13 protein-coding genes are annotated in these 13256 nt (G+C 74.4%); 7 read left to right on the top strand and 6 right to left on the bottom strand.

Features of this window, described 5'->3' with window-relative positions; translation table 11 throughout:
- Nucleotides 1–32 precede the first annotated feature (32 nt).
- Entirely contained in the window at nucleotides 33–1430 is a 1398-nt protein-coding gene (locus ABZ861_RS08190; protein WP_361625620.1) for a gluconate:H+ symporter, read from the top strand.
- Between the two features lie 59 nt (nucleotides 1431–1489).
- Here ABZ861_RS08190 and ABZ861_RS08185 read toward each other — a convergent pair whose 3' ends face one another.
- Nucleotides 1490–2188, bottom strand: a complete 699-nt coding sequence (locus ABZ861_RS08185) for a cytochrome b/b6 domain-containing protein (protein WP_361625617.1) — start codon at nucleotides 2186–2188, stop codon at nucleotides 1490–1492.
- On the bottom strand, nucleotides 2172–2927 hold the full coding sequence (locus ABZ861_RS08180) for a molybdopterin-dependent oxidoreductase (protein WP_361625614.1): 756 nt from the start codon (nucleotides 2925–2927) through the stop codon (nucleotides 2172–2174). The genes ABZ861_RS08185 and ABZ861_RS08180 overlap by 17 nt, the downstream gene beginning before the upstream one ends.
- A gap of 383 nt (nucleotides 2928–3310) precedes the next feature.
- On the opposite strand from ABZ861_RS08180, the gene ABZ861_RS08175 reads away from it, so the two are divergent.
- From ABZ861_RS08175 to ABZ861_RS08160, 4 genes are read left to right on the top strand one after another with little or no spacing between them, the layout of a single operon-like run.
- Complete coding sequence (locus ABZ861_RS08175) at nucleotides 3311–4204, top strand: DMT family transporter (protein ID WP_361625611.1); 894 nt, start codon at nucleotides 3311–3313, stop codon at nucleotides 4202–4204.
- A 40-nt stretch (nucleotides 4205–4244) separates the two neighbouring features.
- The gene (locus ABZ861_RS08170) at nucleotides 4245–4787 is read left to right on the top strand and encodes an NUDIX domain-containing protein (protein ID WP_361625607.1); all 543 of its coding nucleotides are present in this window, start codon (nucleotides 4245–4247) and stop codon (nucleotides 4785–4787) included.
- A 42-nt stretch (nucleotides 4788–4829) separates the two neighbouring features.
- The gene (locus tag ABZ861_RS08165; RefSeq protein WP_361625604.1) at nucleotides 4830–5222 is read left to right on the top strand and encodes a DUF202 domain-containing protein; all 393 of its coding nucleotides are present in this window, start codon (nucleotides 4830–4832) and stop codon (nucleotides 5220–5222) included.
- Entirely contained in the window at nucleotides 5219–5560 is a 342-nt protein-coding gene (locus ABZ861_RS08160; protein WP_361625601.1) for a DUF202 domain-containing protein, read from the top strand. Before ABZ861_RS08165 ends, ABZ861_RS08160 begins: the two co-directional genes overlap by 4 nt.
- A gap of 655 nt (nucleotides 5561–6215) precedes the next feature.
- On the opposite strand, the gene ABZ861_RS08155 is transcribed toward ABZ861_RS08160, so the two are convergent.
- Genes ABZ861_RS08155 through ABZ861_RS08140 form a run of 4 tightly spaced genes read right to left on the bottom strand, consistent with a single transcriptional unit; the run spans nucleotide 6216 to nucleotide 10315 of the window.
- A complete protein-coding gene (locus ABZ861_RS08155) occupies nucleotides 6216–7169 on the bottom strand; it encodes an NADP-dependent oxidoreductase (protein ID WP_361625598.1) in 954 nt (317 codons plus the stop codon).
- A 57-nt stretch (nucleotides 7170–7226) separates the two neighbouring features.
- Entirely contained in the window at nucleotides 7227–7820 is a 594-nt protein-coding gene (locus ABZ861_RS08150; RefSeq protein WP_361625595.1) for a TetR/AcrR family transcriptional regulator, read from the bottom strand.
- Nucleotides 7821–7865: 45 nt separating this feature from the next.
- The gene (locus ABZ861_RS08145) at nucleotides 7866–9554 is read right to left on the bottom strand and encodes an AMP-binding protein (protein ID WP_361625592.1); all 1689 of its coding nucleotides are present in this window, start codon (nucleotides 9552–9554) and stop codon (nucleotides 7866–7868) included.
- Complete coding sequence (locus ABZ861_RS08140) at nucleotides 9551–10315, bottom strand: SDR family oxidoreductase (RefSeq protein ID WP_361626211.1); 765 nt, start codon at nucleotides 10313–10315, stop codon at nucleotides 9551–9553. The genes ABZ861_RS08145 and ABZ861_RS08140 overlap by 4 nt, the downstream gene beginning before the upstream one ends.
- A 181-nt stretch (nucleotides 10316–10496) precedes the next feature.
- On the opposite strand from ABZ861_RS08140, the gene ABZ861_RS08135 reads away from it, so the two are divergent.
- A complete protein-coding gene (locus ABZ861_RS08135; RefSeq protein ID WP_361625589.1) occupies nucleotides 10497–11756 on the top strand; it encodes a DUF1343 domain-containing protein in 1260 nt (419 codons plus the stop codon).
- 119 nt (nucleotides 11757–11875) lie between these two features.
- Nucleotides 11876–13186: a serine-threonine protein kinase gene (locus ABZ861_RS08130; RefSeq protein WP_361625586.1), complete on the top strand. Its 1311-nt coding sequence runs from the start codon at nucleotides 11876–11878 to the stop codon at nucleotides 13184–13186.
- Nucleotides 13187–13256 lie beyond the last annotated feature (70 nt).

Here is a 13256-nt window from a genome sequence, read left to right as displayed (position 1 = left end):
CGTCGTCTCTCCCTACCCACAAGGGAACCCCCGTGACCAGACTCAGCGTCGAGATGCTGGCAGCGGACGCGCCCCCGCCGATCACCTCGGCCGGACACGCTCAGCTCGGCATCGCCGTCCTGGCGGGCATCGCCGTCATCGTCCTGCTCATCACGAAGTTCAAACTGCACGCCTTCCTGTCGCTGACCATCGGCTCGCTGGTGCTCGGCGCGGTCGCCGGGGCGCCGCTGGACAAGGCCATCGCCAGCTTCACCACCGGGCTGGGCACGACGGTCGCGAGCGTGGGCGTGCTGATCGCCCTCGGCGCAATCCTGGGCCGGCTGCTCGCCGACTCCGGGGGCGCCGACCAGATCGTCGACACGATCCTGGCCAAGGCCGGTGGCCGGGCGATGCCGTGGGCGATGGTGCTGATCGCCTCCCTGGTCGGTCTGCCGCTGTTCTTCGAGGTCGGCATCGTGCTGCTGATCCCGGTGGTGCTGATGGTCGCCCGGCGCGGCAACTACTCGCTGATGCGCATCGGCGTCCCGGCGCTGGCCGGTCTGTCCGTGATGCACGGGCTGATCCCGCCGCACCCCGGACCGCTGGTGGCGATCGACGCGGTCAAGGCCAACCTGGGCGTGACGCTGGCGCTGGGCATCGTGGTCGCCGTCCCGACGGTGATCGTCGCCGGTCCGCTGTTCTCGAAGGTCGCGGCCCGCTGGGCGGACGTGCCGGTCCCCGACCGGATGCTCCCGCAGCGCGCCTCCGACGAGCTGGAGCGCCGTCCGGGCTTCGGCGCGACGCTGGCCACCGTGCTGCTGCCGGTGGCGCTGATGCTGGCCAAAGCGCTGGTGGACATCGTCGTCGACGATCCGGCCGCCCTCGTCCAGCGCGTCTTCGACGTCGTCGGCTCCCCGCTGATCGCGCTGCTCGCGGCGGTGCTGGTCGGCATGGTCACGCTGGGCCGGGCCGCCGGGTTCAGCAGGGAGCGGATCACCTCCACCGCGGAGAAGGGCCTGGCGCCCATCGCGGGCATCCTGCTGATCGTCGGCGCGGGCGGCGGCTTCAAGCAGACGCTGATCGACTGCGGTGTAGGCCAGATGGTCCTGGACGTGTCCAAGGACTGGTCCATACCGGCGCTGCTGCTGGCCTGGCTGATCGCGGTGGTGATCCGGCTCGCGACCGGTTCGGCGACCGTGGCGACCGTCTCGGCGGCCGGTCTCGTCGCCCCGCTGGCCGCCGACATGTCGACGGCGCACACCGCCCTGCTGGTGCTGGCCGTCGGGGCCGGCTCGCTCTTCTTCAGCCATGTCAACGACGCCGGGTTCTGGCTGGTGAAGGAGTACTTCGGGCTGAGCGTCGGACAGACCGTCAAGACGTGGTCGCTGATGGAGACGATCATCTCGGTGGTGGCGGGCGCCCTGATCCTGCTGCTGTCCCTGGTCGTCTAGTGCCGCTGTCCCTGATCCTGCAGTTCCCCTTACGTCTGGTTATGTCTTGTTAAGTCTGGTTACGTCTGGTCGTCGCCCCGTGGTCCGCCCGCCGCGTCCGCGTGCGGGCGGGCGGCGGGTGTCGGCGCCTCGGGCCGAGGGCGCCACAGCGGGTGTTCGCTGTCCGCCCAGACGCGGGAGACGAAGCCGGTGCGCATGCCGCGGCGGGCCTCGGGGTCGTTGTAGGCCATGCCGATATGGCCGGCCAGGACGATCCCGACGGTCAGAGCGAGCCAGTCGTGGACGAAGGTGGCGCTGATGCGCCACCTCAGCGGCGCCAGGTGGGTGAACCACATCAGCAGGCCCGTGCCGAGCATGACCAGCGCCGCCCCGGCGATCCAGGAGGCCCAGACCTTCTGACCGGCGTTGAACTTGCCCGCCGGCCGCACGGCGCGCCGCCGGTCGCGGCGCAGGGCGGCGCGCAGCCACAGCTTGTCGTGCGGGCCGAAGCGGTCCAGCAGGCGCAGGTCGGCGCGGAACGCCCGGGACGCCAGGCCGAGCAGGAACGGCGCGGGCAGCGCGAGGCCGGCGTACTCGTGGACGCGGACGACCAGGTCACGGCGGCCTACGAGCACGGCGAGCTGCGGGATGTAGAGGCAGGCCGCGGTGACCACGCACACGCCCATCAGCGCGGCGGTGCCGCGGTGCACCCACCGTTCGCCCGGGGTGAAGCGGCGGACCTCGCCGTCCGGGGCCTGGGCGTCAGGTCGTGGGGTCATCGCCGCGTCCGTTCGATCGGCCGACCCAGGCGTCGACGTCGTAGCCCCGGTCCTCCCAGTAGCCGGGCCGCACCTCGTCGGTGACGGTGATGCCGGAGAGCCATTTGGCGGACTTGTAGAAGTACATCGGGGCGACGTAGAGGCGGACCGGGCCGCCGTGGTCGTGGCCGATGTCCTTGTCCTGCATGCGCAGGGCCACCATGACGTCGGGGCGCCGGGCCTGTTCGAGGGTGAGGCTCTCGGTGTACGCGCCGTCGAAGCAGGTGAAGCGCAGCGCCTTCGCGGACCCGCGGACCCCGGCCGCGTCCAGCAGCCGGGACAGCCGCACGCCCTCGAACGGGGTATGGGGCACCCGCCAGCCGGTGACGCACTGGACGTCGCGGACCATGCGGTTCTGGGGCAGCGCGTGGAGGTCGGCGAGCGTGTAGGTCGTCGGGCGGTCGACCAGGCCGTCGACGGTCAGACGGTAGTCGGCCGCGCTCCGGTGCGGTACGGAGGCGGTCACCGAGTAGTAGCGGAAGCCGCCGCCGTTGGGGAGCAGCCCGGTCAGGCCGGTGGGATCGGCGCCGGAGACGGCCCCGAGGATGCCGTCCAGGCCGCGTTGCAGGACGGGCGCGGCGGCCAGACCGAGGGCGCCCAGGCCCAGGGTGCCGAGGAAGAGCCGGCGCCCGAGGGGGCGGCCCTGCTCCTCGGGGGACTCGGGATCCGCGTCGGATGGTTCGGGGTTCACGGTCCCCATTCGAGCACTCGTGCCCACCCCGAGACCAGGGCTGACGGGCGCCCGTCCGCGGTTCGTCATCTTTTCTCCGTCTTCCCCGGTTCCCCAGGCCCCCCTGGCTGCCCCTTCACGTGGACTCCCCAGGGACCGCCCGCCTGCTCGCCGGTCCGCCCGTCGTCCTCCGAGACGCGGGCCGTCCCTCGCCCCGTATGGCGTACTGCACGGCGCGGTGGCGACGGCCGTCCCGTCCGCGCGGTGCGGCCGTTCCCTCCCGTGACGCGCGGGGCGCCGCGGCCCGGCCCGGGGCCCGCGTCCGGGCGTCCCCGCCAGCGGGCGGTGCGCCGGGACGCTACAGTCGGTCATTACGCACCCCGTGGCCCGACCGGATGATCGAGGTACGCAGCGTGTCGGTTCTGGTTCTGACTCTCGCCGTGAGCGCCGCCTGCTGCGTGGGCCTCGGATTCGTGCTCCAGCAGAACGCCGCGCAACGGGCCCCGCTCAGCGACTTCCTCTCCCCCCGGCTGCTGCTGGACCTCATGAGAGTGCCCCGCTGGCTCGGGGGCCTCGGGCTGATGGTGGTGGGCATGGCGCTGGGCGCGGTCGCCCTGAGCCGCGGCGAGATCTCGCTGGTGGAACCGCTGCTGGCGACGAACCTGCTGTTCGCCCTGGCCCTGTCCCGGCGGCAGACCCGGCAGCCGCTGGGCCGGCAGGGCTGGCTGGGGCTCGCGCTACTGGCGGGCGGCGTGACGGCGTTCATCCTGGGCGGCCAGCCGCGCGCGGGCGCCGCCGTCACCGATCCGCTGCGGCACTGGCTGATCATCGGGACGATGGTGGGCGCGGCCCTGCTGCTGACCGCCTGCGCCAAGCGCTCCCGGCTGAGCTGGGGTCCGGTGTTGCTCGCGGTCGCCGCGGGGCTGCTGTACGGCGTGCAGGACGCGCTGACCCGGGTGAGCGGGCAGCGGTTCACCGAGGGCGGCTGGCTGGAACTGCTCACCGGCTGGCAGCCGTACGGGCTGCTGATCATCGGCTTCACCGGCCTGATCCTGGTGCAGAGCGCCTTCGAGACGGCGCCGCTGCGCATGTCCCTGCCCGCGCTGACCGCAGCCGAGCCGCTGGCCGGGATCGCCTGCGGAGTCGGCTTCCTCGGGGACCGGCTGCGCACCGACGTCGGCGCGCTGACCTGGGAGGCGGCCGGGCTCGCGGCGATCGTGGCGGGCATCGTCCTGCTCGGCCTGCACCCGGCCATGCCCTACGGCACGACGGCCCCCGCCGAGGAACGCGACCTCCAGCCCGGCTGACGGCCGGTCGGCGCCCCGGCCGTGGGCGCGGACTGCTTGGATGGACGGCATGGACGGCATGGACGGCACGCGCGCTGAAGACGAGATCCTCGACGTCGTCGACGCCCACGACCGGGTCGTCGGCCGGTACCCGCGCGGCGAGGTGTACGACCGGGGGCTGCGGCACCGCTGCGTCTTCGTCCAGGCCCGGGACGCCGAGAACCGGCTCTTCGTGCACCGGCGCACCGCGACCAAACTGGTCTTCCCCTCGCTGCACGACATGTTCGTCGGCGGGGTGGTCGGCGCGGGCGAGAGCTACGACGACGCGGCGCTGCGCGAGGCCGAGGAGGAACTCGGGGTGAGCGGGCTGCCCCGCCCGGAGTACCTCTTCAAGTTCCTCTACGACGACGGCGCCGGCCGTAGCTGGTGGTCGTCGGTGTACCGGGTGCGCTGCGAGCTGCCGGTGCGGCCGCAGGCGGAGGAGGTCGCCTGGCACGCCTTCCTCCCCGAGGAGGAGGTACGGCGCCGGCTGGCCGACTGGGAGTGGGTGCCGGACGGCCTGGCGGCCTACGAACGGCTCAGGGCGCACCGGCCGGCGGGCTGAGGCGGCCGCCGCCCGGCGCCGCGCGTGGGTAGGGTCCCTGATGTGATCGACTTCGTGCGCAATGTCCGTCTGTGGTTCGCCCCCGAGGCGGTCAGGAGGGAGGGCCGCACGCCGGACTACCGCTTCTCGCTGGCCAACGAGCGCACCTTCCTGGCCTGGCTGCGCACCGCCCTCGCGCTGATCGGCGGCGGGTTCGCGGTGGACCAGTTCCTGCCGGATCTGCACCGGAGCTGGCGGGTGGGGCTCGCGCTCGCGCTGCTCGTCGTGGGCGTGCTGTGCGCGCTGCGCGCGGTCGACCACTGGGTGCGGTGCGAGCGGGCGATGCGCCGTGGCGAGGATCTGCCGGCGTCGCAGTTCCCGGCCGTGCTGGGGCTGGTCGTCGGGGTGGTCGCCGTGGCGATGGTCGTGGTGGTCGTCGGCGGGTGGGCGGGGTGAGCGCGCGGGCCCCGGCGGGCGGCGACGGGCGGACGGCTCGGGACCCCGGGTTGCAGCCGGAGCGGACGCGGCTGGCGTGGCGACGCACCACGCTGTCCAGCACGGTGGCCGCCGTGCTGGCCGTACGGGCGACGCTGTACGGCGGCGCGTCCCCGTCCCAGTGGGCGGTCTGCGCCCTGTGCGGCGCCCTGTGGGCGGCCTTCCTGCTGGTCGCCCAGTTCCGCGTTCGGGCCCTTGCCCAGACGCCCGCTCCCCCGGCGCTCTCCCCGCGACTGGCCGCGGCGGCGGCCCTGTCCACAGTGGCATTGGCCGCCTGCGCGGCGGCCCTGATCGGGTAGCCCGGGTCTGGGCGATACGACCGCGCGCACGACCGCGTCCGCGGAGGCGGTGGGTGCTCGCCGGACCGTGCGTCAAGGCGCAGGGCGCCCATGACCGCGCCGGCCGCCGGGGCGGTCGGACGGCCGCGACGGCGGGCCGGAACGCGAGCCATGTGACCGGGCGCGGCCCGGCACCGGCACCGGCCACCCCGGGCCGGAACGCGAGCCATGTGACCGGGCGCGGCCCGGCACCGGCCACCGGCACCGGTCCCGCCTACAGCCGTCCGTCGCCGCTCGGCCCGACGGGCCCCGGGATCCATGGGGCCTCCAGATCCTCAAGGGTCTCGGGCCCTGGGGTCCCAAAGGTCTCGGGCCCCACAGGCCCCTGAGTCCCGGGGGTGTGGGGGCCTCGGGGCCTTCGCGCCTCGGGGATCTCGGGGCCTCGGGGCCTCGGGGCCTCGGGGCCTCGGGGCCTCGGGGCCTCGGGGCCTCGGGGATCTTGGGGCCTTGGGGCCTTGGGGCCTTGGGGCCCCTGGGGTCTTGGCACCCACGGCGCCTCGGGGGCCTCGGGGCCTTCGCGCCTCGGGGATCTCGGGGCCTTCGCACCCACGGCGCCTCGGCGCCCCCGCCGTCTCCGGGTCCCGCCGTATCCGAGTCCCCGCCGGACCTCCGGCCCCTACCGCGCCGCCGATTCCTCCTCGTCCCAGTCCACCGTCACCACGATCTTGCCGCGGGTGCGTCCCTTCTGGCTGAGCTGGTGCGCCTGAGCCGTCTCCTCCAGCGGGAACGTGCGCTCCACGTGCACGGACACCACGCCCTGCTCGGCCAGTTCGGACAGCCGGGTCAGATCCTCGGCGTCGGGCGTGACGAAGCAGTACCGGCCGCCGTAGTCGACGACCCCGGGGTCCGCGATGGAGGCCAGGCGGCCTTCCGGCGCGAGCAGGTCCGCGCAGGTCCTGGCCGTCTCGCCGCCCATCATGTCGAACACGGCGTCCACCCCGTCGGGGGCCAGGGCGCGCACCCGTTCGGCGAGCCCGTCGCCGTAGGAGACCGGTTCGCCGCCGAGTGCGCGCACGTAGTCGTGGTTGCGTTCGCTCGCGGCGCCGATGACGCGGGCGCCGAGGTGCGCGGCGATCTGGACGGCGAAGGTGCCGACGCCGCCCGCGGCGGCCTGCACGAGGACCGTCTCGCCGCGCCGGACGCCGAGCGCCTTGACCAGCACCTGGTAGGCGGTGAGGCCGGCCAGCGGCAGTCCGGCCGCTTCCTCGAAGCTGAGGTTGCGCGGCTTGCGGGCCAGCGTGCGCAGCGGGGCGGCGACGTACTGGGCGAACGTCCCCCGGGAGAGGAAGTCCTCGCGCACGTAGCCGATGACCTCGTCGCCGACGTCGTACTCGGTGACGGCCGGGCCCGGCCGCACCACCACCCCGGAGACGTCCCAGCCCGGGATCACCGGGAAGACCGGTTCCAGGATGCCGTCCAGATATCCCTCGCGGCACTTCCAGTCGACCGGGTTGACGGCGACGGCTCGGACCTTGATCAGTACCGAGTCGGGGCCGACCTTCGGGTCGGGGACCTCTCCGTGCTCCAGGACCTCGGGACTGCCGTAACGGCTGTAGCTGATGGCCTTCATGGCACCGACCCTCACGGGTGGACGGCGTGCGCGCAACCCCGCGTCGCGCGGCGGGGTTCAGGGGCGCAGCGCGCGCAGCAGCAGGTCGGCCAGGTGGTCGGCGACCTCCTGCGGGGTGAGCGGGCCGTGCGGGCGGTACCAGGTGGACAGGTGGTGCACGGAGCCGAAGTGGTAGTCGACCACCAGGTCGGCCGGGGTCCGCTTGGAGAAGACGCCCTGTTCCTGGCCTTCCTCGATCAGCGCGCGGAAGCGTTCGTGGTAGCGGCGGCGCTCGGCGCGCACCTGCTTGTGCTTCTCCGTGCTGAGGTGGTGCATCGACCGGAAGAAGATCATCGCGTCGTCGAGGTTGTCGATCGTGGTGACGACGACGTCGGCGGCGGCGTCCCGCACCCGCTTCTCCACGGGCTCGTCGGCGCCCGCGAAGGCGTCCAGCCGCTCCTGCTGGACGCGCAGCACGCGCGCGTACACCTCGTGCAGCAGGTCGTCCTTGGAGCCGAAGTAGTGGTAGAGCGCCCCCTTGGTGACGCCGGCCGCCTCGACGATCTCCTGCACCGAGGTGCGGTCGTAGCCCTGATCGGCGAAGAGCCGGGTGGCGGCGGCCAGGAGCCGCTGCGGCACGGGGGTCCCGGTCGGGTCCGTCGTCCTGGGCACTGCCGCCACCTGCCTTTCCTCGCGTCCCGCCGCAACGGCGGGACGCTACCGATTGTCCTGCGCGCCGTCCTGTGCGCGGGAGCGCAGTTCCCGCCGGAGGATCTTCCCACTCGCGGTCTTCGGCAGGTCGGGCAGGATCTCGACCTGCCGCGGGTACTTGTACGCGGCCAGCCGCTCCGCGCAGTGGGCGGCGAGTTCCGCCGGGTCCGCGTCGGCGCCGGGCCGCAGGCTGACGTACGCCTTGACGGTCTCCCCACGGTAGCCGTCGGGCGCTCCGACCACGGCGGCCTCGCGCACCGCCGGATGCGTGTGCAGCACGTCCTCGACCTCGCGCGGCCACACCTTGAAGCCGGACGCGTTGATCATGTCCTTCTTGCGGTCGACGACGTACAGCCAGCCCTGCTCGTCCATGAAGCCGATGTCGCCGGTGCGCAGTTCGCCGCCGGGGAAGGTCTCGGCGGTGGCGTCGGGGCGCCGCCAGTAGCCGGGCACGACCTGGGGGCCGCGCACGACGATCTCGCCCTGCTCGCCGAAGGGCGCTTCGCGTCCGGCCTCGTCGACGATCCGCACCACGGTGTCGGGTCCGGGCAGGCCGACCGCGAGGGTGCCGGAGGCGGGGTCGACGGGGGCCTCCCGGCCGGGCGGCACGGAGGCGCAGGGGGCGGTGCACTCGGTGAGGCCGTAGCCGTTGCGCAGGTACGGTCCGAAGCCGGCCCGGAACCTCTCCACCAGGGCGGGCGGCAGGGGCGCGCCGCCGGAGGAGATCACCTGGAAGGAGGAGAAGTGGTCCGGGGCAGCGTCGGGGTGGGCGGCCAGCGCCATGAAGGCGGTGGCCGGGCCGACGGTGTAGTGCGGGCGGTGCTCGGCGAACGCGTCGAGGACGGCGCCGGGCTCGAAGCGGTAGGCGAGCACCAGCGTGCCGGCGCTGTTCAGGCAGGCGCCGAACTGGCAGACCATGCCGGTGATGTGGAACAGCGGCGCCAGCGCGAAGTACACCGGCGCCTCGGGCAGGCCGAGGCCGGTGCGCTGCCGTTCGGCGTTGTACATGATGTTGCCGTGGGTGTTGGTCGCGCCTTTGGGGGCGCCGCTGGTGCCCGAGGTGTAGCTGATCAGGGCGATGTCGTCCGGGGCCGGGTCGCGGTCCCGCGGCGGCGGCCAGCCGGCGCGGGCGACGGCCGCCAGGTCCTCGGCGTCCGCCGCCTGGGGCAGCCGCTCGAAGGCGAGGACCCGCGGGTCGTTCCTGGTCTGGAAGTCCCGCTCGCACGCGGTGAGCACGACGCGCACCGGCGAGGCGGCGGCGGTCTGCCGCAGGTAGGACTCCCAGGCGCGGTCGGTGCAGATCAGCGCGGCGGCCTCGGCGTCGGCCAGCACGTGGGCGACCTCGGCGGACTTGTACATGGGGTTGACCGGGACGACGGTCGCGCCCGCCTTCCAGGCGCCGAGCACGGCGAGCGCGAAGTGCGGGGAGTTCTGGAGGACGACGGCGACGCGGTCGCCGCGGCGCAGGCCGCGCGCGGCGAGGAGGCCGGCGACGGAGTCGCTGAGCGCGTCGGCCTCGCGGTAGCTGAGGCGGCCGTCGAAGTAGGCGAGGAAGGTGCGGTCGGGGTTCTCGGCCGCCGCCCGGCGCAGGGCGTGCACCAGGGAGTCGGCGGGGGCGACGGGGGCGCGCTGGCGGTCGTCGAGCAGGGCCAGCCAGGGTTTGGCCGCGTAGCGGGAGGCGGGGGCGGCGGTCACCGGGTCGCCTCCCACTTCTGCTGGAGGTGGTTCATGCCGGTCAGCCAGCGGTCCGGAGCAGCGGCGCGGGCCTGGAAGAAGTCCGCGACCTCGGGGTGCGGCAGGATCAGGAAGCGGTCCTCCGCCATGCCCTGGAACAGGGCGTCGGCCACCTCCTCCGGTTCGATGGCGGTGGGCTGGAGGACGAGGTCGCCCGCACTGCCGGTGGCGGCCAGCATGTCGGTGCGCACGCCCTGCGGGCAGACGGCGTGGACGGTGATCCCGCGGTGCCGGTAGGTCAGGGACAGCCATTCGGCGAAGGCGTAGGCGGCGTGCTTGGTGACGCTGTAGGGGGCGGCGCCGATCATGGTGAGCAGTCCGGCGGCGGAGACGGTGGCGACGAAGCGGCCGGCGCCGCGCTCCAGCCAGTCGGGGAGCAGCGCCTCGGCGGCGCGGACGTGCGCCATGACGTTGACGTCCCAGGCGCGGGCCCAGACCTCTTCCCCGGCCGCCTCGGAGCCGCCGGAGGCGACGCCCGCGTTGGCGCAGTAGACGTCGATCGCGCCGTCGAGCGCGTCGCGGGCCTCGGCGACGATCGCGGCGGCGTCGCCCGGCAGCGCGATGCCGCCGATCTCGTCCGCCACCTCCCGCGCCCGCGCGGCGTCCAGGTCGTTGACCACGACGCGGGCGCCGTGGGCGGCGAACCGGCGGGCCAGCGCCGCGCCGATCCCGCCTCCGGCGCCGGTGACGACCACTTTCGCACCCTGCACGGCTTCCACGATCGGTCTCCTTCGGCACGACGCGACTGGCTCTGCCGCGCCACACTAACCGGTCGGTATGTCGAGTGGAAGGGCTGTTTCCGCGGGCGCCGGGCACGCCGACCGGTCCGGCTCGTTCCGCCTGGCCCCTGTGCGCGCTAGCGTGCGTGCCCCTGCCACGTGTCTCGGTCACGGAGGTCGCCGCATGAAGCTGTCCCGACGGAGTCTGCTGGGCGGCTCGGCCGCCGCCGTGGTCTCGGGGGTCCCCGCCGCGCGGGCGGGCGGCCGGCCCGGGGACCCCCGAGACCACGGCGGCCGGGAGCTGCGCACCGGCTTCGAGCGCCTGGCCGCGGACGGCTACCGGGCGCTCGGCGGCCAGCGGGTCGGCGTCGTCACCAATCCGACCGGCGTCACCCGGGACGTGCGCCATGTCGTCGACGTCCTGCACGCCGACCGCCGGGTGAACCTGGTCGCCGTCTTCGGCCCGGAGCACGGCTTCCGCGGCACCGCGCAGGCGGGCGGCGCCGAGGGCCGCTACGACGACCCGGCGACGGGGCTGCCCGTGTACGACACGTACCTCAAGAGCGGGCAGCCGCTGGCCGACGTCTTCACCGCCTCCGGCGTGGACACGGTGGTCTTCGACGTCCAGGACGCGGGCGCCCGCTTCTACACCTATATCTGGACGCTGTACGACTGCATGGAGGCCGCCGCGCTGGCCGGCAAGCGGTTCGTGGTGCTGGACCGGCCCAATCCGGTGTCCGGGCGGCAGGCGCTGGGGCCGGTGCTGCACCGGGAGTTCGCCTCGTTCGTCGGACGGCAGCCGATCGCGCAGGCGCACGGCATGACGGTCGCCGAGCTGGCGCTGCTGTTCAACGGGGAGTTCCTGACCGCCCCGGCGGAGCTGGAGACCGTCCTCATGACCGGGTGGCGGCGCTCGCGCTTCTACGACGCCTCCGGGCTGCCCTGGGTGCCGCCGAGCCCGAACATGCCCACCCCGGACACGGCCCTGGTCTACTCCGGCACATGCCTGTTCGAGGGCACCAATGTGTCGGAGGGCCGGGGCACCACGCGGCCCTTCGAACTGCTGGGCGCGCCGGGCGTGGACGGTGGCTGGGCCGCCGCCGCGAACGCGCTCGGCCTGCCGGGGGTGCGCTTCAGGGAGGCGTACTTCGCGCCGACGTTCTCCAAGTTCCAGGGCGCCACGGTCGGCGGGGTGCAGGTCCACGTCTGCGACCGGGACGCCTTCGACCCGGTGCGCACCGGGATCGCGCTGCTGGTGACCGCCAAACGGGTGTGGAGCGGCTTCGCCTGGCGCCCGGACGACTGGATCGACAAGCTCACCGGGTCGGCGCGGGTGCGCACGATGATCGACGCCGGGGCGGACGCCGACGAGGTCGCGGCGAGCTGGCAGGAGGAGCTGGCCGCGTTCCGCGGGCTGCGCGAGCGCTACCTCCGCTACCGCTGAGCCGCCCCGGCCGCGGGCGGCGCCCCGCTGATGATGAGCCGTGACGTATGGCCAAGTCCCCCCGGCGGCGCGACGATGCAGAGCACAGCGCACCGCTTCGGGGGACGAAGGGACCGGCCATGGCGGATCCGGGGATGAGCGTGGCTCCCTACTGGGAGCTGACCTTCGACGCGGACGGCGACGCGGACCCCGCCGAGCGGGACCGGCTGCTCGCGCAGGCCGCCGAGCGGGGCGTGCGCGACCTGATCGTCCTCGCCCACGGCTGGAACGAGGACCGCCCGGACGCGGCCCGCCTGTTCAGCCGCTTCTTCGCCCCCGTCCCCGGCCTCGCGCCGGCCGCGCGGATCGGGTATGCGGGCGTGATGTGGCCCTCGATGCGGTTCGCCGACGAGCCGATCCCGGACTTCCCGCACGCCGCGGCCGGTCCGGCGGCGCGGCTCGCCCTCGACGACGTCACGCGGCACGCGCTCCTGGAGGCGTTCCCGGGGCGGGCCATGGTGGTCGACCGGCTCGGGCGGATGCTGGAGCAGCGTCCGCGCGAGGACGCCGGGCTCGCGGAGTTCGGGCGGCTGGTGCGCCTGCTGGTCGAGGCGCCGCCGCCGGGGCCGCAGGCGCACTTCGCGGCGGACACCGAAGCGGAGGGGGTGCCGCAGGACGAGCCGGGGATGTTCTCGCGGCCCGCCGCGCAGGTCTGCGCCGAGTTCGCGCAGGCCGCCGCGCGGCTGGAGGCGGAGGACCGCGAGCCGTTCTCGCCGCCCGATCCCTGGGACGGCGCGAAGGAGCTGCTGCGGCAGGCGACGTACTACGCGATGAAGCGGCGGGCGGGCACGGTCGGCGAGCGCGGGCTCGGACCGGCGGTGGGGCGGCTCGCGGAGGCCGTGCCGGGGCTGCGGGTCCATCTGGCCGGGCACAGCTTCGGCGGCCGGCTGGTGTCGTTCGCGCTGCGCGGACTGCCCGCCGGGGTACGGGCGGTGAAGTCCGTGACGCTGCTGCAAGCGGCCTTCTCGCACTACGCGTTCGCCGCCCGGCTGCCGAAGGACCCGCGCGCCGGAGGGGTGCTCCAGGGCCAGGAGCACCGCGTCGACGGCCCGTTGGTGTGCTGCCACTCCCGCCACGACTCCGCCCTGGGCACGTTCTACCCGCTGGCCTCCCGCATGGCGGACGACGACCGGTCCGCGCTGGGCGTGGACGTCGGGGCCCTGCTGGGATCCCGGTGGGGCGCCCTGGGCCACGACGGGGTGCAGGCGGTGCCCGGCACCCGGGCGTGCGACCTCGCCGCCGCGCTGAGCGGGGCGCTGCCCGCGTCCGGGTGCGTCAACGTCGACGTGTCGGAGGTGGTCCGGCGCGGCGGGCCGCCGAGCGGCGCGCACAACGACATCCTGCACCCGGAACTGGCCCGGCTGGTGCTCGCGGCGGGCCGCATCCGTTGACGCGGCCCGCCGCCGCCCGGATCACCGGGCGCGCGGTGCTGCCGGTGTGCGGTGCCGCCGGCGCGCAGTG

The sequence above is a fragment of the Streptomyces sp. NPDC046985 genome (assembly GCF_040644415.1).
In the GTDB taxonomy this organism is placed as follows: Bacteria; Actinomycetota; Actinomycetes; order Streptomycetales; family Streptomycetaceae; genus Streptomyces.
This window is presented reverse-complemented; position numbering and strand designations above follow the sequence as displayed.

Coding starts and splice junctions, on each gene's coding strand:
- ABZ861_RS08185 (WP_361625617.1), bottom strand. CDS start 2,188: ATGACCCCACGACCTGACGCCCAGGCCCCGGACGGCGAGGTCCGCCGC.
- ABZ861_RS08180 (WP_361625614.1), bottom strand. CDS start 2,927: ATGGGGACCGTGAACCCCGAACCATCCGACGCGGATCCCGAGTCCCCC.
- ABZ861_RS08170 (WP_361625607.1), top strand. CDS start 4,245: ATGGACGGCATGGACGGCATGGACGGCACGCGCGCTGAAGACGAGATC.
- ABZ861_RS08155 (WP_361625598.1), bottom strand. CDS start 7,169: ATGAAGGCCATCAGCTACAGCCGTTACGGCAGTCCCGAGGTCCTGGAG.
- ABZ861_RS08135 (WP_361625589.1), top strand. CDS start 10,497: ATGAAGCTGTCCCGACGGAGTCTGCTGGGCGGCTCGGCCGCCGCCGTG.
- ABZ861_RS08130 (WP_361625586.1), top strand. CDS start 11,876: ATGGCGGATCCGGGGATGAGCGTGGCTCCCTACTGGGAGCTGACCTTC.